The sequence below is a fragment of the Mycoplasma iguanae genome (genome assembly GCF_024722375.1).
Lineage (GTDB): Bacteria > Bacillota_I > Bacilli_A > Mycoplasmatales > Metamycoplasmataceae > Mycoplasma_M > Mycoplasma_M iguanae.
Genome location: NZ_CP102734.1, coordinates 357,475 through 381,436 on the forward strand (window position 1 = coordinate 357,475; position 23,962 = coordinate 381,436).

General features: G+C 26.2%; 24 protein-coding genes and 1 tRNA gene. 4 read left to right on the top strand and 21 right to left on the bottom strand.

Annotated features, from left to right (window positions below):
• Window positions 1-5: 5 nt before the first annotated feature.
• The 11 genes from NV226_RS01705 to topA all read right to left on the bottom strand — a co-directional run bounded on the left by NV226_RS01705 (window position 6) and on the right by topA (window position 11,007).
• Entirely contained in the window at window positions 6-221 is a 216-nt protein-coding gene (locus NV226_RS01705; RefSeq protein WP_258210605.1) for an MAG6790 family protein, read from the bottom strand.
• Between the two features lie 112 nt (window positions 222-333).
• Window positions 334-804 carry a deoxycytidylate deaminase gene (locus NV226_RS01710; protein ID WP_258210606.1) on the bottom strand — a complete coding sequence of 157 codons (471 nt, stop codon included), beginning with the start codon at window positions 802-804 and terminating at the stop codon, window positions 334-336.
• A gap of 1 nt (window position 805) precedes the next feature.
• Window positions 806-1,525: a pseudouridine synthase gene (locus tag NV226_RS01715; protein ID WP_258210607.1), complete on the bottom strand. Its 720-nt coding sequence runs from the start codon at window positions 1,523-1,525 to the stop codon at window positions 806-808.
• A 127-nt stretch (window positions 1,526-1,652) separates the two neighbouring features.
• Window positions 1,653-2,552, bottom strand: a complete 900-nt coding sequence (locus NV226_RS01720) for a type I phosphomannose isomerase catalytic subunit (protein WP_258210608.1) — start codon at window positions 2,550-2,552, stop codon at window positions 1,653-1,655.
• A 4-nt stretch (window positions 2,553-2,556) separates the two neighbouring features.
• A complete protein-coding gene (locus NV226_RS01725) occupies window positions 2,557-2,832 on the bottom strand; it encodes a hypothetical protein (protein WP_258210609.1) in 276 nt (91 codons plus the stop codon).
• 2 nt (window positions 2,833-2,834) lie between these two features.
• Complete coding sequence (locus NV226_RS01730; RefSeq protein WP_258210610.1) at window positions 2,835-4,823, bottom strand: PTS fructose transporter subunit IIABC; 1,989 nt, start codon at window positions 4,821-4,823, stop codon at window positions 2,835-2,837.
• A 207-nt stretch (window positions 4,824-5,030) separates the two neighbouring features.
• A complete protein-coding gene (locus tag NV226_RS01735; protein WP_258210611.1) occupies window positions 5,031-5,495 on the bottom strand; it encodes a hypothetical protein in 465 nt (154 codons plus the stop codon).
• A 22-nt stretch (window positions 5,496-5,517) separates the two neighbouring features.
• The gene (locus NV226_RS01740) at window positions 5,518-6,390 is read right to left on the bottom strand and encodes a vWA domain-containing protein (protein ID WP_258210612.1); all 873 of its coding nucleotides are present in this window, start codon (window positions 6,388-6,390) and stop codon (window positions 5,518-5,520) included.
• 3 nt (window positions 6,391-6,393) lie between these two features.
• Window positions 6,394-8,049: an AAA family ATPase gene (locus NV226_RS01745; protein WP_258210613.1), complete on the bottom strand. Its 1,656-nt coding sequence runs from the start codon at window positions 8,047-8,049 to the stop codon at window positions 6,394-6,396.
• An 18-nt stretch (window positions 8,050-8,067) separates the two neighbouring features.
• A complete protein-coding gene (locus tag NV226_RS01750) occupies window positions 8,068-8,871 on the bottom strand; it encodes a hypothetical protein (RefSeq protein WP_258210614.1) in 804 nt (267 codons plus the stop codon).
• A gap of 267 nt (window positions 8,872-9,138) precedes the next feature.
• Window positions 9,139-11,007 (bottom strand): type I DNA topoisomerase, encoded by a 1,869-nt coding sequence (topA, locus tag NV226_RS01755; protein WP_258210615.1) that lies wholly within the window; start codon window positions 11,005-11,007, stop codon window positions 9,139-9,141.
• 303 nt (window positions 11,008-11,310) lie between these two features.
• Between topA and gap the strand changes: the two genes are divergently transcribed.
• Window positions 11,311-12,306, top strand: coding sequence for a type I glyceraldehyde-3-phosphate dehydrogenase (gap, locus tag NV226_RS01760; protein WP_258210616.1), 996 nt, complete (start codon window positions 11,311-11,313; stop codon window positions 12,304-12,306).
• A gap of 181 nt (window positions 12,307-12,487) precedes the next feature.
• Here the strand turns inward: gap and NV226_RS01765 are convergent, their stop codons facing one another.
• Window positions 12,488-13,231 (bottom strand): YebC/PmpR family DNA-binding transcriptional regulator, encoded by a 744-nt coding sequence (locus tag NV226_RS01765; RefSeq protein ID WP_258210617.1) that lies wholly within the window; start codon window positions 13,229-13,231, stop codon window positions 12,488-12,490.
• Between the two features lie 27 nt (window positions 13,232-13,258).
• Complete coding sequence (gene nadE / locus NV226_RS01770) at window positions 13,259-13,981, bottom strand: NAD(+) synthase (RefSeq protein WP_258210618.1); 723 nt, start codon at window positions 13,979-13,981, stop codon at window positions 13,259-13,261.
• 170 nt (window positions 13,982-14,151) lie between these two features.
• Between nadE and NV226_RS01775 the strand changes: the two genes are divergently transcribed.
• Window positions 14,152-14,227: transfer RNA gene (locus tag NV226_RS01775), tRNA-Thr, on the top strand.
• Between the two features lie 102 nt (window positions 14,228-14,329).
• On the opposite strand, the gene rplS is transcribed toward NV226_RS01775, so the two are convergent.
• The 8 genes from rplS to NV226_RS01815 all read right to left on the bottom strand — a co-directional run bounded on the left by rplS (window position 14,330) and on the right by NV226_RS01815 (window position 21,928).
• A complete protein-coding gene (gene rplS / locus NV226_RS01780; RefSeq protein WP_258210619.1) occupies window positions 14,330-14,701 on the bottom strand; it encodes a 50S ribosomal protein L19 in 372 nt (123 codons plus the stop codon).
• A complete protein-coding gene (gene trmD, locus NV226_RS01785) occupies window positions 14,691-15,368 on the bottom strand; it encodes a tRNA (guanosine(37)-N1)-methyltransferase TrmD (RefSeq protein ID WP_258210620.1) in 678 nt (225 codons plus the stop codon). Before trmD ends, rplS begins: the two co-directional genes overlap by 11 nt.
• A 33-nt stretch (window positions 15,369-15,401) precedes the next feature.
• On the bottom strand, window positions 15,402-15,656 hold the full coding sequence (rpsP, locus tag NV226_RS01790; protein ID WP_308738116.1) for a 30S ribosomal protein S16: 255 nt from the start codon (window positions 15,654-15,656) through the stop codon (window positions 15,402-15,404).
• 75 nt (window positions 15,657-15,731) lie between these two features.
• Complete coding sequence (gene ligA / locus NV226_RS01795) at window positions 15,732-17,735, bottom strand: NAD-dependent DNA ligase LigA (protein WP_258210621.1); 2,004 nt, start codon at window positions 17,733-17,735, stop codon at window positions 15,732-15,734.
• A 66-nt stretch (window positions 17,736-17,801) separates the two neighbouring features.
• Window positions 17,802-18,731 (bottom strand): energy-coupling factor transporter transmembrane component T family protein, encoded by a 930-nt coding sequence (locus NV226_RS01800; protein WP_258210622.1) that lies wholly within the window; start codon window positions 18,729-18,731, stop codon window positions 17,802-17,804.
• An 8-nt stretch (window positions 18,732-18,739) separates the two neighbouring features.
• Window positions 18,740-19,654, bottom strand: a complete 915-nt coding sequence (locus NV226_RS01805) for an energy-coupling factor transporter ATPase (protein ID WP_258210623.1) — start codon at window positions 19,652-19,654, stop codon at window positions 18,740-18,742.
• A complete protein-coding gene (locus tag NV226_RS01810; RefSeq protein WP_258210624.1) occupies window positions 19,645-20,445 on the bottom strand; it encodes an energy-coupling factor transporter ATPase in 801 nt (266 codons plus the stop codon). The genes NV226_RS01805 and NV226_RS01810 overlap by 10 nt, the downstream gene beginning before the upstream one ends.
• Window positions 20,446-20,566: 121 nt before the next feature.
• On the bottom strand, window positions 20,567-21,928 hold the full coding sequence (locus NV226_RS01815) for an FAD-dependent oxidoreductase (protein WP_258210625.1): 1,362 nt from the start codon (window positions 21,926-21,928) through the stop codon (window positions 20,567-20,569).
• A 217-nt stretch (window positions 21,929-22,145) separates the two neighbouring features.
• Here NV226_RS01815 and lplA point away from each other — a divergent pair, with 217 nt between their 5' ends.
• Together lplA and NV226_RS01825 are read left to right on the top strand one after the other, a co-directional pair.
• On the top strand, window positions 22,146-23,120 hold the full coding sequence (gene lplA, locus NV226_RS01820) for a lipoate--protein ligase (protein ID WP_258210626.1): 975 nt from the start codon (window positions 22,146-22,148) through the stop codon (window positions 23,118-23,120).
• Between the two features lie 7 nt (window positions 23,121-23,127).
• Window positions 23,128-23,937: an alpha/beta fold hydrolase gene (locus NV226_RS01825; protein ID WP_258210627.1), complete on the top strand. Its 810-nt coding sequence runs from the start codon at window positions 23,128-23,130 to the stop codon at window positions 23,935-23,937.
• The last annotated feature ends 25 nt before the right edge of the window (window positions 23,938-23,962 follow it).

Consider the following 23,962-nt stretch of genomic DNA (forward strand, 5'->3'; position numbering starts at 1 on the left):
AGAAATTAAACAATTTTAACAAGTTCTTGTTTACTTTGGTGAATACCATCTGTTTTATTTCTTTTGAAATGAATAATTTCGATTTGTTCGTTATCTCTTGTGTGTTCTTGATATTTGCGACCACGTTTAAATCGAACGATTTTTTTCTCGATTTCTTCGACTGAATGACCTTCAGCTATTACTTCTTTAGTTGATTTTAACATAGCTTTGTATTGATACATATAAGGCCTCCTTAAATTTAAGTTCTTATACTTAAATTATATAACTTTTTAATTTAAATAAAAAAATGATTTTAGGATATAAAATCATTTTTTTACTGTTTTTAATCAGAAATTAAATTTCTATTTGAACTTTAGAAGCTTTTACTTGCCTCATTTTAATATTAGATTTATTAAAAAGATATTTACTGATTTTGTTATCTTCTGTTTCTGCATAAAAATCATCTTGATAAACAACTTCTTTAATTCCTGATTGAATAATTATTTTTGCACAGTTTGAACAAGGGAATAAAGATGTATAAATAACAGCATTTTTAATTTGCTGTGTAGTGTTTAAGATTGCGTTTATTTCTGCATGTACAACATAAGGATATTTAGTGTCACTTTCATTTTCTGCTTCGCGATTTCATGGAAAATCTTGATCATTACCTAATGGCATTCCGTTGTAGCCTAAAGCAATAACTCTTTTTTCTTGATTAACAATACATGCACCAACTTGTGTATTTGGATCCTTGCTTCTTAAAGCACTAATTTTTGATAAAGTTATAAAGTATTGGTCTCAATTTAAAATAACTTTTTTAGACATTTTATTGCTCCAATTTTACTAATTTTTTTAATCAATAAATTTCTTTGGCATTTAATTTTCTGTATTGTCCTCTGGAAAGTTTTCCTACATGAGTTAGGCCTGCAAATTCAATTCTGGTTAAATTTTTTACATCTTTGTTAACTAATTCAAAAAGCTTTTTAACATGATGATAACTACCCACTTTTAAACTTATTACATAAGTTTTATTTTCAATTTTTTCAACAGTTTGGATACTTTGATGATTATCTAAAAAAACTTTTGAACTGTTTAAAAAAGCTAATTCTTCATTTGATAAAACTTCATTTAAACGAGCACGGTAAACACGAATAATTTCATAGGAAGGATGCGTTAAACGATTTGCTAATTCTCCATCATTTGTTAATAAAAGAGTTCCTGTAGTGTTGTAATCTAATCTTCCTACTGGGAAAATCATTCTCGGTTCATCAATATAATCAACAATTAGAGTTCTATTCTGTGGATCTTTTAAAGAACATATCGTTTTTTCAGGTTTGTTAATAATATAATAAACTTTTTCTGCTTTTTGAATAGCTTGATTATTAACAGTTATTAAATCATTAAAAGTTGCTTTATCACCAAGCTTTGCAATTCTATTATTAACTTTTACTATTCCTTTTTCAATCATTTTTTCAGCTTCTCTTCTGGAAGAAATTCCTGCTTGAGATAAAATTTTTTGAAGTCTTTCTTCTTTAACATTATTCATAAAATAATATTGTAACTTATTTATTCTTTATAAACAAATAAGCTACAAATTTTTAAAATAAAAATTTAATGAATAAATGCTTTTTATTAAAAAATACACTTAAACGAAATAAGTGTATTTTTTAAATTTATACAATATTGATAATTATTTTTAAATTACCTTTTAAGATAAATTCATTATTTTTAGAAGTTATAATTAAACTATCATATTTTTTTAATGATTGATCATCAATTGATCCTTCGCCTTCTAAAACGAAAAATTCAATTCAATTTTCATTTAAAAAATTATATTTTTTTTCACCTTCATGATTAATTATATTTAAGTTAAAAAGATGATTTTTTACTAAATTATTATTTGGTTGTTTTTTAATAAAATAATTTTCAGGTTCATTCAAAACATCTAATGATTCTTTAATATGCAAAAGTCTTTTTTCACCATTTAAATCTAATCGATCATAGTCATATAATCGATAAGTTATATCACTGGATTGTTGCATTTCAAAAACAGTAGCATGTGCAGGAATTGCATGAATTTGTCCCACAGGAACATATAAAAAATCACCTTGATTAACTTCTTGTTTTTTTAAAAGTTGATCTCACTTTTTATTTAAAATTAATTCTTTTGCTTCTTGCGAGTTTTTAGCATTATATCCTAGTATAAAAGGATGATCATAATTTACTCTTAAAACATATCAGCATTCTTCTTTACCTAATGAATTAAATTTTTGAGCATATTCATTATCTGGATGAACTTGAACACTCAACGGAAAATCAGTGTCAATAATTTTTGATAAATTAGGATATGTTTTTTTAAAATTAAATAAATGAGGATTTTTTTGAAAAATTTCTCTTAAATTTTTATTTTTAAAATTATCACTTATGCAAATAGATTCATTATTTTCGATCGCAGAAAGTAGTCATGCTTCTCCGATGTTATTTTTAGTTTTAAAAACTTCTTTTAAATTTTTTCCAGCTCAAATAGTTTCTTTTAAAAAAGGTTTAAAAAAAATAATTTTGTGATTTTGCATAAATTTATTTTGATTTTTTAATTGAGTAACCTAAAAAGGATGATGCAATAGCTAATAATAATCCTAGAACCAAAAATACATAACCATAAATTGTAAATCCAGGGATACCTGTTTCAATTTCTTTGCTATTATTATGTGCTTCTATAAATAGATTATAGTCGGCTTGACCTTTAACAATAAATGCAATTGCAATTAATAAAAATATTAATGAAACTATAATTAAAATAAGTAGTAAAAATTTTTGTTGAATAGGCTGCAGCTTAAATTTAATTTTTTTCATTTTTATAGTCCTTCACTTTTTGATAATTTTACTTCTTTTTTATTATCTTTTCAATACTTTTTTAATAAACCATAAGTTATAGTAGTTACAGCTGTACCAATAATTATTGCTAAAAAGAAGAAGGCTATTCCAAGTCCGATTCCAAATTTATCTGAACCAACAGCTCCTAATAACGCAACAATTGGTCCACCATGCGCTGCATGGTTAGTTACTGACAATCCAGCTGCTATAGCTCCCGCTACTGCAGAACCTAAAACGTTAGAAATAATAGCTCTTTTAGGGTCGGCTACAGCAAAAGGAATTGCTCCTTCACTTATTCCAATAAATCCCATAATTAAAGCACTAATTCCAGTAGATTTTTCTGTTAAAGTAAAATATTTTCTGAAAACTAAGGTTGCAAATCCCATTCCTAAGGGCGCAACAGGAATGGCTGCTGCCATGATTCCCATAGGAGCATAAACTTGTTGACTAATTAGGGCACTTGCACTTAAAAAAGCAACCTTATTAATAGGACCTCCCATATCAAATCCAGCCATACCGCCAATTAAAGCACCTAGCAATATAGAAACTATTAATAAGTTTTCATTTTCAAAAGAACTTTTTAGTCCATTTATGAATTTATCCATTACTCATGAAATTGGAGCACCGATGAAGAAAATGGTAATTAATGCATAGAATAAAGTTACACCTAAAGGTATAACAAAAATCGGGATAATTGCACTAACTGATCGCCCAACTTTTCATGTATTAATCCATTTAACAGTATAACCAATTAAAATACCAAATACAATAGAACCGATAAATCCCATCGGTGTTACTGGTACTATTCCTCCTATCGGATAAAGAATATTGGCCGTATTGGCAATTGTAGACACAATAAAGGCTGGTGCAATACCTGCACGCCCTGCTATTCCATAAGCAATGAAAGCACCTAATGCACCAATCATTAATCCAAAAGCAATTTCTCCTGTTTTAAGTAAATATCATAGAAAATCGCCTTCTGGAGCGGAAGAATTATTTCCATAAATAATTTTTCCAATTCCCAATGATAGAGCAATCATGATTCCACCAAAAATAACATAAGGAATCATGTATGAAATTCCTGTTAAAATATGTTTAATAATTCCTGTTTTTTTGTTAGAACTATTTGGATCTTGAACACTTTCATCTTTAAGTGCTGCCACAGTATACACTTTTGCTTCATTCAAAGCTTTTTCCACAATTTCTTCAGAATGATGAATTGCATTTTTTGTAGAAGTAAAATAAACTTTTTTACCTTCAAATTTATCAAGTGGAACTTCAATATCTGCTGCAACGATAATAACTTCAGCTTTATCAATTTCCTCTTTAGTTAAATTATTTTGAATACCTGCAGATCCGTTCGTTTGAATTTTTGCAGAAAACCCTTTTTCTTTAATTGCAGAAGTTAATTTTTCTGCAGATAAATAAGTGTGAGCAATTCCCACTGGGCAAGCTGTTAGTCCCAAAATCAATTTTTCATTACCTAAAGCTTTTTCTAAATTATCATTTTTGCTAGAAACATTAGAAATTTTGTTATTAATTAAATTAAATAATTGAACTTTTGAATTTGTTTCTTTTATCTCTGAAGTAAATTTTTGATCCATTAAAGCAACAGAAATTTTAGATAAAGTTTCTAAGTGCAAATTATTTGCATTATTTTTAGGAATTAAAATTGCAAAAATAAATTGAGTTAATTGACCATCAAGTGAATTTCAGTCTAAACCCTTTTCCAATTTTAAAAAAAATAGTGTGGGATGTTTTACTGTATCACTTTGAGCGTGAGGTATAGCAAAACCATTTTCAAACCCAGTAGAAAATTCTTTTTCTCTTTTTTCTAAGTCAATTAATAACTGTGTTTTACTTGATGCAATCTTTAGTTCTTTAGCTTTTTGAGCTATATATTCTAAAACATGTTTTTTATCAGCTAAATTTTTAGGTTTAAAAACATATTCTGATTTAAAGATATCCATATAATCCTTTCTTAAGTTATTGATTAATTTGCATTAAGATGCATTAAAATTATAAAACATAAAAAATATTTAAATAATAAAAAGCTCAATAAAATAAACTTAAAAATTCTAATTTATTTACAAAAAATTGAATAAAAAGAAGATTTTAAATTTACTTGTGTTTATTATAAAAAAGAAAAAACATAAAGCAATCAAAAGCTTTATGTTTTACATTTTTCTTAATATTCCTGCAAAAGAAATTTTATCTAAATTCTCATGTTCAGACAAGTTATATGTTTCTCTTGAAAAATTATTTTTAAAAGCGTCTAAAACTTTTTCTCTATCATATCTTCGATCAAAATTGTAGAAATAAACATAATGTTCATCAAGGAATTTAGTAATGGTTTTCTTCTTAAAATTATTAGAATTAATTTCTAAGCCAATTATTCTATTTTTGTGCTGTTTAAATAATCTATACTTTTCTTCCAGATCTGAATTTAACTCTGGAAGTTTAAATAAGAAATCAGAAATGATTATAATATCTGAATAAGTAAAATTTTCATCAGCTGTAGTTTTTCTTAAAACAGTTTCTAAAGGATTGGTTAAATCAGTACCACCATAAAATGAATAGTTTAAAAACTGATGCACTTTTTGCATGATAGTTGTAAATGATTGATTATAGCTAATTTCCATAAAAAGATCATCCATACCAAAATTAGTTAATAATAGATTTCTTTTTTTGAGCCATTAATGTTTCTGTAATTAAAATAGCAATGTATTTTGCTATGATTTCTGAAGTTCCAAGCATAGAACCAGATGTATCAATCATAACAATTAGTGCACCTTTATGTCTTTCATCATCATTTGGATTTAGAATATTAGGAATCTGAATGAAATCGTCTTTTTTTAATAAATAAGTGATAAGGTTTTTATCAATTACTTTTTTTAAGAAAATGATTTCTAATTCTTTTTCTGTTAAATTTATTAATTCTAAATAAAAAATATTTCTTAAATCATCTGATTGAATCAAAGAAAAAAACTCTTCTGGAACATTTAAAAGATTAGAAATCTCAAATTCAAAATTAGTGTCTCCTTTATTTTGAATTTGTAAAGTCCCTCCTAGAGAATTGATAAAATCTAAAATAGTTTTATCTTTTTTTAGAGTCTCTAAAAATAATTGATAATTTTTTAAATTGTAATTAGATTTAACTTGTTCTTCATTAACTAAGTCTCAAAGGATATTATTTCCTAGTTTCTTAGTAGGAATTAGTTTTTCCTCTTTTATTAAATTTCTAAGAGCACTTAAAGCGTATTTTTTTTCACCTGAAATAGTTAAATTATCACTTGTTTCAAGTAATTTTTCAGTTTTAAATAATTCTAATACAGGAAAAAATTGATAATATTTTTTTAATTTTCCTAATTTTATATTAGTTAAAATCTTAAGACGATAATTTTTAACAGTGTTTGCAAAATGCACAACAGATATCTGTTTATTTTCTAATTTGTTATATATCTTGATTACAATAGCGTCGTTATTTTTAACAATTTCTGTGATTATATTAATAACTGTTTGTTTAGATACTTGCATTTTTTATTCCTTTTTATCTAAAGAAAATAAAGTATCTATATTAGTTAATGTAAAACCAAATTTTAGTCTATTTTTTTCTTCATCAAATGCATTAACTTTGGTTTTTAGTTCTCTCAATTTATCTTGTGCTTTTGTTGCTGAATTTAATTCATCTTCAATAATTGAACGGTCTCAAAAAATATTAACCTCTTCAGCTTCAACTGTTTTTTTGTATTTTTCAATTTGCTTGATCTCTTTTTCAATTGATGTCAGAAATTTATTCTTATCAATTTCCCATTCTTCAAGTGCTAAATCAGAAATTCTGATTAATTCATACTCATTGTATTTCTCTTTCACAAATTCTGTTATGATTTCGATCATTCGTTCTGATTCATCATTGTTTTCATAAATATAAAAACTTGAATTGCTATATTTTACTAAAAATTTCTTAGTTGGAATTTTTGATAAATTAAATTCTTCTTCTGTAACATATGAAATTAGTCAGTCAATTTTTAAATCTGCTTTTGTAGATATTGAATCCATATCTTCTTTTAAAAGATAGTAAATATTTTTATTTTCATCAACAAATCTATTGAATTGTAAACCTTTTTCATTTTCAACAGCTTTAATTACAACTCTTTCTTTTTCGGTTACTCTAGTGGTAAATTTAATTAATTTTTCTCGTAACTGACTAAGCTCTGCAAATTTAGTATCAAAGATTTTTTTATATTTAAATTCATACAATTTATTTCCGATGAATTTTTTATAAAAATCAAATTGTTCTAAATTATTTCATAATGTGTAATAAATAATATTTAAATCGGTTAGATTTACACTTTCTCTTTCGTTTAAATAAGCAGATGCTTTTAATAAATTAACATTTTTCTTTCATTTTCTATCTGAAACATAAAATTGGTCAAATCCATCAGCAAAAGGATTTTGTTTTAAAACTTTATCATTTTGTTTTTTAATCTCTTTTTTAGTTTCCAAAATAAAATTTAAAACATCTTCATCCACTTTAATGGTTTTTAATTCGTTATATACTTCGTTTACAATTTTAAAATCAATGATATCTTTATCACTTATTGTTTTATGAGCTAAAACATCTTCTTGATTTGTGATCATATTAACAAAATTTTTCTCATCTTGAATTGGTTCAATATTAAATTTCATTAAAAATCTATCTCACAAGGCTTCCAAATTTTGCTTTCTTTCTGGAAGTTCGTTAGATGCAGCTATTAAGAAATATAAATCGACTTTTTCTATTTCACCATCATTAACAAAGATTTTTTCATTAATAATTGTTAACAAAGTATTTTGAATTGAAGAAGAAGCTTTTCAAATTTCATCTAAAAAAGCAATGTTAGCATCTGGTAAATAGCCATCAATTTTTCTTTTAAAACGCCCTTCTTTAAGAGCCAGAATATCAATTGGACCAAAAATTTCATCAGTTAAGGTAAATTTATTCATTAAAACTTCAAATTGCTTTGAATTTTTAAAAACAGATGAAATTTTTCTTGAAATTAATGATTTAGCAATCCCGGGTGGTCCTAGTAAAAATACTGATTCTTTTGAAAAAATTCCTAAAATACACAATTTAACAATTGCATCTCTTTCAACAATAACTTGAGAAATTGAATTACTAATTTGGTTAATTTTATTTTTTAATTTATGTTTCATAATTCGTTCCTTTTTAATTTACTTATTTTTTTTACTTTCAATTCTTTTTAATAAAAATTGGATTTGTTGATCTACATAATTTTTAGTTGCAGCATCACTTAAAATTTTAGGATCTGCTAAATTAGTGATTTTTTTATAATTTGCATCAATAAATACAGAATTAGGTGTTTTTTCATCAATATTATATTGTTTTTCAAAAACTTCAATTTCTTGGACCATTGAACTTACATCATTAAAATTTTCTAACATAAAAATATTGATTAAATCTGTTAATTTTAAGAATGTTTTTTCATTAACTTCTAAAGCTTTTTTAGCATTAGGAACATCAATTCCTAAAGCAATCATTTTGTTAATTTTATTTTTTAAATCTAATAATCTACGATGTTCCTCAATGAATGCATATTTGATTGATTCAGGATCAATTTCAGATAAATTTTCTAAACTATTTTTTATATTAGCATTAATTTCTGCTCAAGTTATAGTAAAGATATTGGGACTAACAAGAACTTCATTCTGTAATCTTGTAATTCTTTTTTCTTCTTTTTCTTTATAATCAAAAACTGCCTTTGCAGCAATTTCATAAATATATCTAAATTTTTCATCATTTTTAGAATTTAATAATTTTAATAATGATTTTCGATAAATGCTTATTTCATTTTTTGAAGGATTATCAACTGTTTTATTAATCATATGATAAATATCAGTAATAACTTCATCACTATCTTGAATAACATTTTTAACTAAATTTACATTTTTTTCATCATAATGCTCATTAACAAAATCTGCTTTGGTTTTTTGTTTTTTTAAAATTGAAAATGCCATTTTATCGTTTCCTTGCTATATTAAAGTAAATGTAAAATATACTTAATTTCTTCTATATTTTTGTTTTTAGTAATTAAAAAAAGATAAAAAATCTTATAGTAAGATTAAATATTAAATCAATTAAGTATACCAAAATTACCCTGAATTAATTATATAAAAAATTAATAATATAATGAATTATTTAAAGGTTAATTGTTTTTTAAAAATTAATAGTTATTTTATAAAAATAAAAAAAATAGCATAATGCTATTTTTAAAATTATATAAATTATTCAGCTTTTTTTTCTTTATCTTTTTTAGCTGGATATTTTCTTCTAAAAGTTGGTTTAGCATTAGGATCAGATTTTAGAAAACGACATTTAGGAAATCCTGAACAAGCAATAAATCTCTGACCATTTTTTTTATTATGACGGTAAACTAATTCTGAACCATCTTCTGGACAAATTTCTCCAACACTTTCTAAAGGGATAACTTTTTTTTCTATTTTATCTAAACTATCTTCAATTGATTTATTAAATTTATCTCAAAAATTATCCATCACATTTTTATAGTTAATTTCACCCTCTGAAATTTGGTCTAATTCACTTTCTAATTGTGATGTATATTTTTCATTAATAATTGTAGGGAAATTTGTAATTAGTATGTCAAGTACTAATCTTCCAAATTCTGTAGGTTTTAGTGCTCTACCTTCTAGTTCGGCATAAGCACGATCTTTAATAATTTTTACTGTCGAAGAAAAAGTTGAAGGTCTACCAACTTTAATCTCATCTAAAGCTTCAATTAAAGACCCATCATTATATCTAGCTGGTGGTTTTGTCTCATGTCCTTCTGAAACATATTGTTTAACAGTAATTTCATCCCCAACTTTATGTACTGGTAATTCTTCATTTTTACTGTCATTTCCTGTAAAAATATAATACCCATCAAAAATAACTTTTGAGTAGTGCATTCTAAATTCATGGCCATTATTATTTAATTTATAATGCAAAAATTCTTTGACAGGAGGTTCCATTACAGCTTGTATTGTATTATTATAAATTAATGTATAAACTTTTAATTCTGTTGCTGACATTGGAAAATGCTTTGCAGCATCTTCAGGTGTCAGAGTAATATCTGTAGGGCGAATTGCCTCATGAGCATTTTGATCACCAGCAAATCCTTTGATTGACTTTGAGACATATTCTTCACCAAATTTTTTGGCAACATAAGCTTTAGCTTGTGCAATAAAAGTTTCGGAAAGTCTTGTTGAATCTGTTCTTGGATATGAAATTAATCCACCATCATCATAACCTTCATAAAGTTTTTGCATTGCAGATTGAACTGTTGAAGAAGAAAGAGCTGCTCTTTTATATAAAACAGATTGTTTAAATGGAGTTGCACGCATTTCTGTTCTTTTACTTTTTTTAATTTCATTAATTATTAAATTACCTTGAAGTTCTTTCATGATTTCTTCAGCTTCTGCTTGTGAAACTCAAGTATTTTCTCAGTCTTTTTTATCATTTTTTTTATAAAGAGTTGCAGAGGTTGAAGCATTAATTTTAGCTTCAATTATAAAATAATTAATAGGTACAAATGCTTCAATTTCTTTCTCGCGATCAACAATCAATTTTAGAGCAATTGATTGCACTCTTCCAGCACTTGGATTGATTGGTGAATTAACAATTTTCGAACTAATTAATTTTGATAAACGAAATCCTATAATTCTATCTAACATACGACGAGATTTTTGTGCTTTTACAAGATTTTCATCAATTAATAGAGGATTTTTAATTGCATTCAAAATTGCTTCTTTAGTAATTTCATTATATTTAATTCTTTTATATTTTTCATTAATAGCTAAAAATGAAACTAAATTATCCCCAATTGCTTCACCCTCACGGTCGGGGTCAGTTGCAATTAAAACTTGTGAAGCTTTTTTTGCAGCTCTTTTTAAATTCTTGACTATTTCTTTTTTAGTCGGGTCAATTGAATATTGTGGCTCTCAAGTTTCAAAATTAATACCTAATCCCATTTTTCCAGTAGTTTTCATTTTTGCAATATGACCTACTGAAGACATGACTTCATATTTATCACCTAAATATTTTTGAATCGTTTTTTCTTTACTTGGAGACTCCACTATCACTAAAATATTATTCATATAAAATACTAATATACTATAAAAGCAAAAAATATTTTAAAAAAAGGGGATTTTTGCACTTATTTATAATATATTAAAAACTTTCGTTATAAAAATGGCTTAAAATTTCATTTTTAACACAAAAAAACAAAATTATATAAATGCAAAAATATAAAAAATAATAATGTTTAATAATATATAATTAGCATATTAAATACTAACTTGTAATTGATAATTTTAAATGCTTTAAAAATTTAAAAAATTATTTAAAATTAAATAGATTAATCAATCAAGAAATTTCAAGTTTTAAATTGAAAGGAATTTATGAAAAAAATAGCAATTAATGGTTTTGGTAGAATCGGAAGACTAGTTTTCAGAGTTTTATCTAAATCATCAGATGTTGAAGTTGTTGCGATTAACGACTTAACAAACCCAAAAACACTAGCACATTTATTAAAATACGACACAGCACATGGACGTTTTGAAGGGACTGTTGAAACTTCAGAAGATGGTCTGATTGTTAATGGAAAAACAATTAAAATCTTTGCTGAAAGAGACCCACAAAACTTACCTTGAAAAGAATTAGGTGTAGATGTAGTTGTTGAATCAACAGGATTCTTCACTTCAAAAGACGGAGCTGCAAAACACATTGAAGCCGGTGCTAAAAAAGTTCTTATTTCTGCACCAGCAACAGGTGGTGTTAAAACAGTTGTTTACAATGTTAACCATGAAAAATTATCAGCAGAAGACACAATCGTTTCAGCTGCTTCATGTACAACTAATGCTTTAGCACCTGTTGTTCACTTTCTAGATAAAGAATACAAAATTGTTAAAGGATACATGTCAACAATTCATGCTTATACAGCTGATCAAAGATTGCAAGATGCACCTCACTCAGATCTAAGAAGAGCTAGAGCTGCTGGTGCAAACATTGTGCCTTCATCAACAGGAGCTGCAAAAGCAATTGGTTTAGTTGTACCTTCATTAGAAGGAAAAATGGATGGAATCGCTGTTAGAGTTCCGGTTATTACAGGTTCATTTGTTGACTTAGTTGTCGAATTAGAAAAAACACCATCAGTTGAAGAAATTAATGCTTTAATGAAGAAAAATGCTTCAGATTCATTCGCTTACTGCGATGAACCAATCGTTTCAAGTGATATTGTTAGAGAAACACATGGTTCAATTTTCGATGCTACTTTAACAAAATCAATGACAGTAGATGGTAAAACAATTTATAAATTGTATACATGATACGACAACGAATCTTCATATGTTAACCAATATGTAAGAGTTCTAAAACACTTAGCAAAATTATCATAATTTAATTCCGGTAAATATTTTTAAATTCCCAGAGTTATTTATTTAAAATAAAAAATTATAATAATGCACTAATCTCTCTTAGAGCAAGAGAGATTTTTTTATTTTAAAATTAATTTAAGTGGGCTTTTTGAAATAATATATAAAAAAATCACATCAATAAAAAATGTGATTTTTTTATATATTATTCTTCTAAAACTGAAAGGTTTATATTATGAAAAACTTCTTGAACATCTTCATCGTCTTCCATTTTTTCTATATGATTTAGTAATTTTTCAGTAGATTCTTTTGATAAATCAACTTCCATTTCTGGAATATAAGTTACTTCAGCTGTTATGTATTCTAAACTAAATTCTTTATCTAAAGCTTCTTTTAATGTCATAAAATCTGAGGGGTTTGAATAAATTTCATAATTTTCTACATCTTCTGAAATAAAATCCTCAGCACCATTATCTAATGCAAACATCATTAAGGTTTCTTCATCAACTGCGTCTTTTTTTATTTCAATTAATCCTCTTTGTTTAAAAACATAAGGAATTGTCCCTTGTTTTCCAATTTGTCCACCAGCTTTTTTAAAATATGCTTGTATATTTGAAGTTATCCGGTTTGTATTATCTGTTAAACCTAAAACTAGCACTTGTACTCCGCCCGGTAACGATCCTGAATAAATGATTTCTTTAAAATCTATTCCTTCTTTAGAAGAACCTGTAGCTTTGGCGATTGCTTTTTCAATATTTGCTTTAGGCATTGATTTTGTTCTTGCTTTTGAAACAATTAAACGCAAGGCCGCATTACTTTCAATATCGCCACCGCCACGTGCTGCAGCTACCATAATCTCTTTTGAAAATTTGGCAAATATTTTTCCCCTTAAAGCGTCTTGTGCACCTTTTCGGTGTTTAATATTAGCTCATTTTGAATGTCCAGCCATTTTTTTATTACCTCGATATAAATGTTTTTATTTTAAAAATTTTTCCGGTTGAGGAATTGATTTTCTTTTATGTTCTGTAATTTGATGTTGTAGTTCAATTTTTTTTATAGTTTCTCTATCTAAACTAGATTTATTATAAACATAATTATCAAAATCTTCATAACTAAATCCTAGTTCTTGTTCATCTTCTTGATTTTCTCATAAACCTGCTGAAGGTTTCTTTTCAATAATTTGTTGAGGAATACCTATTAATTTTGCCAGCTCAAAAACCTCCATTTTAGTTAAATGTACAATAGGCAAAAGATCAACTCCACCATCACCGTATTTAGTGAAATAACCTAAAAACATTTCCGCCATATTGTCAGTTCCTAAAACTAAATATTTTTTTTCTTGAGCAAAAGCATATAAAGTAGTCATTCTTAGTCTTGGCTTGATATTGGCAATTGCTAATTTATTTACTACAGGTAAATGTGAAGTCATTACTTTAAAAGTTTCATTTAAATCAACAATTTCAAATGATAAATCTAATTTTTGTACCACAGAAATGGCATCTTTTAAATCTTGATCACTGGATTCAATTGGCATAATTAAACCTAGTGAATTGTTAGGAAAAGCATCTTTGGCAATTGCTGCTACAACTGAAGAATCAATCCCTCCAGAAAGCCCTACAATTACTCCATCGCACTTAGCATTTTTGACTGATTCTTGAACTCATTTAACAAGATAATTATAATAATCGAGTAATTTCATAATTTATAATTTTTTATGTTCATAAAACTAGATAATTTTATATTTTAATAAAATTTGTTTTTCATAAAAAAATTGACATTTTTAAGTCAATTTTCTTTGTTGAAAATTAAAATTTTATCAGTTATTTTTTTATTTAACTTATTTTAAAATGTGCTAAAATTTTTCTATTAGCCATCATAGCTCAGTAGGCAGAGCACATCCATGGTAAGGATGGGGTCGCAGGTTCGATTCCTGTTGTTGGCACCATATCACGAAAGTGTCTAGAAATGTAACAAACAATGTTACATTTTTTATTTAGTTTAAATAAAAAATGCTTCTAATTTAAATATCAGTTTTATAAAACCTGTATTATTTAGCAGTTTTAACAACTGGTCTTCTAAGTTCTTTAAGTCTTGCTGATTTACCTTTACGATCACGCATGTAGTAAAGTTTTGCACGACGAATTTTGTTTGATCTAACAACTTCAATTGTAGAAATTAGTGGTGAGTTAACAGGAAAAGTTCTTTCAACACCTACACCATATGAAATTTTTCTAACTGTAAAAGTTTCTTTGGTTCCTTGATGTTTTTTAGCAATAACTAATCCTTCAAAAATCTGAATTCTTTCTTTACTACCTTCTTTAATTCTTACATGAACTTTTAGGTTATCTCCAACTCTAAAATCAGGTAAATCATTTCTAATTTGTGAATTTTCAACTAAATCAATTAATCTATTTTGCATTTTTAATCCTTTCAATAATATCAGGCCTATTTTTTTGCGTTTTTTTTCATTGTTGTTCTTTTCTTCAGACTTCAATTTCTTTGTGATTACCATTGAAAAGAACTTCAGGAACTTTCATTCCGTTAAAATCTCTAGGTCTTGTATACTGAGGGTAATCGAGTAAGCCTTCGTTTTGAAAAGAATCAAATTGATATGATTCTTTTTTAATTACACCTTCTACTAAACGAATAATGGCATCAGCTACAACCATAGCGGGTAATTCTCCGCCAGTTAATACATAATCACCTATAGAAATTTCTTCGTCTATCAAATGATCAATAATTCTTTCATCAAAACCTTCATAGCGTCCAGCTATTAAAGTAATTTCTGCTTCTTTTGATAAACGATTTGCATCACTTTGTGTAAAAGTTTTTCCTTGCGGTGATAAAACAATTTTTTTTCCTTGAAGCTTTTTTAAAGCTAAAAAAATTGGTTCAATTGTCATCAAAAGTCCATGACCACCACCATAAATTTCATCATCAACTTTTCTGTGTTTATTTTGACTAAAATCACGAATATTTATAACATTTATTTCAATTATTTTTTTTTCAATTGCTTTAGCAATAATTGATTCATTTTTAAAAGCTTCAAAATAATTTGGAAATAATGTTAAAAAATTAATTTTCATCATTAGGAATTAAAAATTTAAAATTGTTTTTGATTATTTAGTTCTAACAAATGTTTCAATTAATGATTCTTTTCTTAAAAGTTTTTTAGCTGAATCGGTTGGAACTGCACCATCTCCAAGTCATTTTAGAATTAATTCTTTTTCAAGTTTTAATTCTTTACTTTTAGGATTGTAATATCCTAGCATTTCAATAAATCTTCCGTCTCTAGGTGAACGGGCATCTGCAGCTACTAATTTATAAAATGGATTATATTTACTTCCAAGACGTTTTAATCTAATTTTGACCATTAAAATTTCTCCTTAAAATAATTGATAAATTGATAATAAAATTTAAAGTATAAAAATTTTATCAAAAAAACTAAATTATTTAAGTAATTTATCAATAAATTCCATATATTCAATTTCACTTAGTGTTTTTATGCTTAATTCATTAGCTTTAGCTAGTTTTGATCCTGGATTTAGTCCATAAATTAGATAATTTGTATTTTTAGAAATTGTAGAACTAATTTTAGCTCCATGAGATTCTAAAAACTCTTGAATTGTTTTACGAGTTTGTTGCAAAGTTCCTGTAATTACAAAAGTAATACCAGTTAATTTTTGAGAATTATTTTTGATATATTCTTCAAAATTTCAATCAATTTCTTGTATTTTTAGTCATATTTTTTTATTTACTTCATTTGTAAAAAAATCTTTTAATCCTGTAATAGTTTTAGGACCAATATCTTTTTCATTGATTAAATTATTAAAGTCAAAAGTTAAATAATCAGCTAATTTTGGGATTTTATTTGCCAGAAATTTTGCTGTTCTAGCACCAATATATTTAATTCCTAAAGCAGATAATAATGAAGATAATTTTGTTGTTTTAGCTTTTTGAATTGCCTCTAAAATATTATTAACCGATTTTTTTTGAAATCCTTCTAATTTTAAAATATCTTTTTTGTATTTTTCTAAATTAAAAATATCTATTGGATTTTGTAAAAAATTATGTTTAAAAAATAATCTAACTTGTTTTTCACCGATACCTTCAATATTTAGCCCTGATTTTGAAATAAAATGAATGATTTTTTTGATATTTACTTCAGGGCATTCTGAATTAGTACAAAATTGATCGATGTGTGTTTCACTTAAAATTAATTGAGAATTACAAGAAGGACAAAAATCAATTCTTTGGTATGTTGTTTGATCTCGTGATGCTAATGAAGCGACAACTTTAGGAATGATTTCACCTGCTTTTTTAATTTTTACAATATCATTAATAGAAATTTTTAATTTTTCAATGTAAGTATAATTATGCAAAGTCGCAGCCGATACAATTGTTCCATTAATAAATACTGGTTCTAATTTTGCATTATATGTAATAATTCCTGTTCGACCCACAGTTGGAAAAATATTTAGCAATTTTGTTTGTGCAATTTCATCGTCATATTTAAAAGCAATTGCACTATGAGGAAATTTACTTGTAAAACCTAACTCATCATAGTAGTTAAACTGTTCTAACTTTACAACTATTCCATCAACATCATAATTCCAAGTATTTTTTTGAGTTTCTATATTTTTAATAAACTGATAACATTCATGAATTGTTTGAAATTGTTTTCCTTCATTATTGACAGGAAAATTATTATTTTTTAAAAAAAATATTGCATCAGAATAAGTTAGTAAATTATGTTTTAAAGGTTCAACAACATAATAAATAAAAGCATTCAAATTTCTTTCATAAACAATTTCAGAATTTAATTGGCGCATTGTTCCTGATGCTAAATTTCTAGCATTTGCATATGTTTGTTTACATTCTTTTAAAAGTTTTGCATTGATTTTTTCAAATTCCTTTTTTGATAAGTAAATTTCACCGCGAACTTCTAGTTCTTCTTGATACTTAATTTTTTGAGGAATATCCTTAATTTGTAAAACATTATGCGTTACATCTTCACCTTCAACTCCATTACCTCGTGTTAAAGCTAAAACGAGCTTTCCTTTTTTATAATGTAGTGAAATTGATAAACCATCAATTTTAGGTTCACAATAAAAATTAAAATTATTAAATTGCTTAGCAATTCTTTCTGAGAATTTTTCTAAATCTTGCAAAGAATAAGCTTTATTTAAGGAAAGCATTGGTACTTTATGAATATGTTTTGAAAAACGATTATCAATGTTTGCACCAATATTTTGTGAAGGTGAATTCGCTAGTTCTTCATCATTTAAATTTAATATATTCAATTCTTTTTCTAGCTTTTCTAGTAAATATAAATTAGCATCATAAACTTGATCAGACACAGAAGGTTTTTGTAAATCAAAATATTCATGATTTCACTGCTGAATCTTTTTTCTTAATTCTTTTATTTTGTTAAGTGATTCAACTTTTTTCATTTTTTCACCCGTTTTAATGTTATTTAAAAATTAAAAAATCAGTTAAACTGATTTTTCTAAATATTACTAAATTTTAATATTAGTATACTGGAATCATGCAGGTAAATGTTCCATCATACCCGCAACATTTGTTTCAAATAGTGCGATAAATATAATAATTCCAATTGCAGTTAAAGCTACTAAAAGATCTGATCATTTTCATTTTAATGATCGATATTTGGTTCTTTTTGCATAAGGATCATACCCTCTTACTTCCATAGCGTTAGCCAAATCATTAGCACGACCAAAGGCGATAACAAATAAAGGAACAGTTAAAGTCACCATTGATTTAACTTTTTCTGAAACTTTACCGTTTTTAAAATCTACCCCTCTTGAGGCTTGAGCTTTCATAATTCTGTTTGCTTCATCTAATAAGGTAGGAATAAATCTTAAAGCAATTGAAATAATCATAGCAATGATATTTACAGGAATTTTGATTAATTTAAAAGGAAAAAGTAAATCTTCAATTGCTTTAGTGAATAAAACAGGCTTAGTTGATAAGGTTAGGATTGTTGTTACCAAAATCATTGAATAAATTCTAAAAGCAATTAAAAAAGATTTTAGAACAATTGCATAACTAATATTTCAACTTTGTGTTTGATTAATATTTCATGTTTTTCAAATGGTTGTAAAAAAATCTCGCACTTCAGGATTTAAATAAGGTATAGATTCTACTGATCTACGAATTTCTGGTTCTTTAATAACGAAAGTATTTATAAGTAAAATTACTATAAAAACAATAAAAGGCATTTTAATCATTTTTATTAAATTTCAAGGTTTTTTTGAAGCTATAATAAACCCAACTACAGCAATAGCAAATAAAAACATTAAAGTAATAAAATGGCTTACAATAAAAAACAAAATGATGTAAGCTAAATTGATTAAAATCTTTAACCTTGGATCCATTTTGTGTAAAAATGTATCCATAGGGATATATTTACCGATTACTATATTCATTAGATTCCTTATTTTTTATTTTTAATTTTTGTTTTTAAATATCCTGTAATTTTGTTTGCCATTTCACTAATAGATTTAACCTTTCCAAGATCTATTCCTTTTTGTTTTAAGGTATCTCTAAAAGCTAAAATTTTTGGCGGCTTCATATTATTTTTTGCTAGAAAATCTACGTCTTCTAAAACATCATATGTTGGACCATCTTTAATAATTTTACCCTTTTTAAAAACAATTACTCTTTTTGTTCATTCTAAAACATTATCTAAATCATGGGTTACCATAATAATGGTTTTTCCTAACTTGTGAATTTTATCAAAAGTTTCTAATGTTTGATGAATCCCAAAAGGATCTAAACCAGCAGTGGGTTCGTCAAAAATCAGGATGTCAGGTTCCATTGATAAAATACCGGCGATAGCCACTCTTCTTTTTTGTCCACCTGACAAATTTAAAGGATTTTTCTTTAAAAAATCTTCACTTAAGCCAACTAATTCAATGTATTTTTTAGCTCGTTCTTGAGCTTCTTCTTTTGATACTCCCATTGACAAAGGACCAAACATAATATCCTTTTCAACAGTTGATTCAAAAAGTTGATATTCAGCAAATTGAAAAACAATTCCTACACGGCGACGAATTTCTTTGATTTTTTTTATTTTTTGAAAAAATTTCTTTTTGACAATTTTATATACATTAATTTCTTCTTTAGTTTTTTTATCTAAATCACGATAAAAATATTCCACTTGTCCTTTATCAGGAACTAATAGTGAATTTAAATGTTCAATAAAAGTAGTTTTTCCACTACCAGTTTGACCGATGATTGCAATAAATTCGCCTTGTTTAATTTCAGCAGTAACATCATCAATAGCATTGAATTCAGTTTTTAAACCTTTATCATAAACTTTTACAATATTTTTAGTATTTATTTGCATATTTGTGCCACCAGTTCATCTTCATTATAAGTGGGATCAATTCCGTTAATTTGTTCAGAAAGTTTATAAATAAAAGGCGAATCAATTTTTGCAATGTCGATAATTTTTTTATCTTTTAAAATATCTTTTGGTGAACCAAAAGCTACTAATTTCCCATTTGCTAAAACAAGTACTTGATCAGCTAGAATGGCTTCATCCATATCATGAGTAATAGAAATTAATGTTTTATCTCTTTTTTGTTGTATTTCTTTAATAATAGAAATAACATCAGCTTTACCTTGAGGATCTAACATCGAAGTTACTTCATCGAAAATTATAATTTTAGGATCTAAAGCTAAAGTAGACGCGATTGCAATTCGCTGTTTTTGACCACCAGAAAGGTTATAAGGTTCACGATCTAAGTGTTCGAGCATTCCAACTTTTTTTGCAAGTTGTTGAACTTTTTCATGCATTTCTGCTTGACTCATATTTTTATTTTCTAGACCAAAAGCAATGTCATCTTCAACTGTTGATCCTACGAATTGATTATCAGGATTTTGAAAAATAATTCCAATTCTTTTCCGAATTTCAATCATATTCTTTTGATTCATAATAATTCCGTCAATTTCAATCTCACCTTCGGTAGGCGTTAAAATGCCTACAAGTAGTTTTGATAATGTACTTTTACCTGAACCATTATGTCCCAAAATTGCAATGTATGAAGAAGGCTTAAAATGAATATTTAAATTATCTAATGCTTTATAATCAGATTCGCCGGAATATTTAAATGTAAGATTTTTAACTTTGATCATAATGGTTTTTATTATACTTTATTTTATTTAGTTTAATATTAAAACTTAAACAAATAAAAAATAGCCATTACAAAATTTAAGATATTTTGTTTGCTATTTTTTATTTTAAATAATTCGAAAATTAGTATTTTAAACCTAAGGCATTTAGTGCTGATGTAATAATAAAATTAAATGGTTTATTGTAGTGTGGTAAGAAATAATAATCCATTAAAGCTAAATCAGGAAGGGTCAATTTTTGTTGAATTGCCAATGATAAAGCATACATTACTTCAGTGTGGCTTACGCCTTCTGAACCGATTTGAGCCCCTAAAATTCTTAATGTGTTTTTATCATAAGTTAATTTGAATCATACACGATATTTTTCCTGCATAAATTCATTTCTATCTCAGTCTTCTACATATGAAGCAGCTTCTACATTTTGAAGTTCTGGGTTTTGTTGACAACCATGAACTGAAAAACCAGTTGAAGCATAATTAAATCCGAATACGTGGATGGCGTTTGTTCCTTGGACTCCTGGAAATGGTAATTCTTTTCCTGAAACATGAAATGCAGTAACAATACCTGTTTTAACAGCATTGGTTGCAAGTGCAACGTGTGCGTAATCTTCAATTGAGTTATGTCTTAAAGCTGCTGAATCACCGATTGCATAAACATCTTTATCAGTTAGTGTTCTTTGAAATTGATCAACTTTAACAGCTCCGTTTTTTAGTTTGTCAAATCCTTCTAATAATTCTGTATTTGGTTTAAAGCCAATTGCTAAAATTACTAATTGTGCTTTGTATTCGCCTTTATCAGTTACAACAGAAGAAACGTGTTCACCATCTTCAGAATTAAATTTAACAACTTTTTCTCCTAGCTGTAATTTAATTCCTTCTTGAACCATTTTTTGTTCTACTTTTGTTGTGAATTCTTCATCAAAATAATTAGGAATAATTCTTTCTTGCATATCCACTAAAGTTACTTTTTTGTTGTATTTATGAAAAGCTTCAACTAATTCAATTCCGATATATCCAGCTCCAATAACAACAACTTCTTTCACTTCTGGGTTTAATGCTTGCTTTTTAATTTCTTTTGCATGTGTAAAAGTTTTTGAAAGTAAAATATTTTTTAATTGTACACCTTCAAATGGTGGCACAATTGGTCATGTTCCACCTGCAAAAACTAGTTTGTCATATTTATCTTGAAATTCTTCACCAGTTACAAGATTTTTTACTACAACAGTTTTATTTTTATGGTCTAATGAAATTACTTTGTGTTGTAATTTAACATCAATACCTAGTGATTTTAATTCTTCAACATTTGAGTAGAATAAGCCTGATGGCTCTTCGAATTCTCCACCTACTCATAAAGCAATACCACATCCTAAAAATGAAATGTCTGTATTGCTATCATATGCAACAATTTCATGTTCTTTCGATAACTTTGAAAGTGTCCTCAGAAATGAAGTACCAGCATGGTTTGCACCAATTGAAATAATTCTCATATTTTTCCTTTGTTAAAATTAAATTATTAATTTGCATTAATATTTGTTTTATTTTTGAAATAAGCAAAATTGCTTAAAATATAAATCATCATAATTTTACTATTTTTTAAATAAAAAATGTTTTTTTCATTAAAATAAAAATATTTAAATTACTTGATACTTTATGTTTTAAAAAAAGTTTTTTTAGAAAGATAAATTTATTAAAAAAGAGGCAAAAATGAAAATTTATTTAAGTAAAACACACACACCATATTTTAATTTAGTTTTAGAAGAAATTATTCTAAAGGATCCAGATTTAGATGAAGATGTTATTATGCTTTACCAACATTCAAATGCAGTAATTATTGGAAGAAATCAAAATACTCATCAAGAAGTAAAAATAGATGCAGTTAAAAGAGACAATGTAGAAATTGCAAGACGTCTTTCAGGTGGCGGAGCAGTTTATCATGATTTAGGAAACATTAATTTTTCATTTATTACCAACAAAAATGACCATGGATATGAAAAATTTTTAGGACCTATAATTGAATTTTTAAAAACTTTAGGGTTAGATGCAAGATTCAAAGGAAGAAATGACTTAGAAGTTAACGGAGCTAAAGTTTCAGGAAATGCACAGTATATTTACAAAAATCGAATGTTTCATCATGGCACAATTTTGTTTAATGCTAATTTAGCAAAATTGGGTGAATATTTAGTTCCCTCAAAGCTAAAAATTGTATCAAAGGGAATTGAAAGTATTCGCCAAAGAGTAACTAATATTATTGATGAATTAGAAACTAAAATTACTAGTGAAGAATTTTTAAATAAATTAGTCGATTTTTTAATACAGAAATATAATGCTCAATATTTAGAAATTAAAGATGATTATTTAAAACAAATTCCTATAATTGCTGAACTGCGCCAAAGTGAAGCATGAATTTATGGATCTAATCCACCTTTTAACTTTAGTAATATTGCAAAATTTGATAAAGGCATTTTACAAGTAAAAGTTGAAGTAGAAAAAAATGTGATTAAAAATATCAATTTTGAAGGAGATTTCTTATCAAGAAAAGATACTTCAGAAATTGTTGATTTATTTATAGGTGTAGCATATGATAAAGATAAAATTAGTTCTATTTTGGACAAAATTAATTTAGATGATTATTTTGGCGGAATTGACAAAGAAGAAATTTTAAAATTATTATTTGAGTAGGATAAGTATGATAAATCAAAAAATAGATATTCTAGGCGAAAAAATAAATTATATTTTTGAAGATAACAAAAGACCGAAAATTTTATTTTTACATGGCTTTTTCTCAAATTACAAATTTGCTAATGAAATTTATAATAATGTAAATAGAAATTTTGATATTGTAGCTTTTGACTTTCCAGGTTGCGGCTCAAGTAGTTATAACAATGATTTAACAATTGATTTTTATCAAAAAATTGCTTTAGCTTTTGTTGAACATTTTCAATTAAAAAATTTTTATATAGTAGCTCACTCTTTAGGAGCAGCTAGTGCTGTTTATGTAGCTTCAAAAGTTTCTGTAAAAAAAATATTTTTAGGAGCACCAATCAATTATAACTTGATTAATCACAGTGCAGAGCATGCGGCAAATATTAAAAAATGGTTATTACCAACAAACATTGAAGAAGCTATTGAAAGCACAAAAAAATTAGTTAAAAATAAAAATAATTTTTTTGAACAAAATATTGCAAATACAGCAAAACATTTCCTAAAATTAGTTAATTTAAGGAGAAATATCTTTCAAAAAATGTTAGATAAAGAAATTATCTCACAAGAATACTTAGAAAAAAATTTAAAGCCTTTGTATGAAAAAGTAATTGATAAATGTATTTTTGCTAATGGTTTAGAAGATAATTTTGTCCAATTTGATGCAGTTTATAGTATTGCTAAAGAATTTAATGCTCCACTTTATCCAATAGAAAATTGTGGTCACGCAATTTTCTATGAACAAAATGAAAAAATATACAATCTAATACAAAAAATGGTTGATGAAAAAATTTAAATCAAAAAAAATAATATTAAATTTT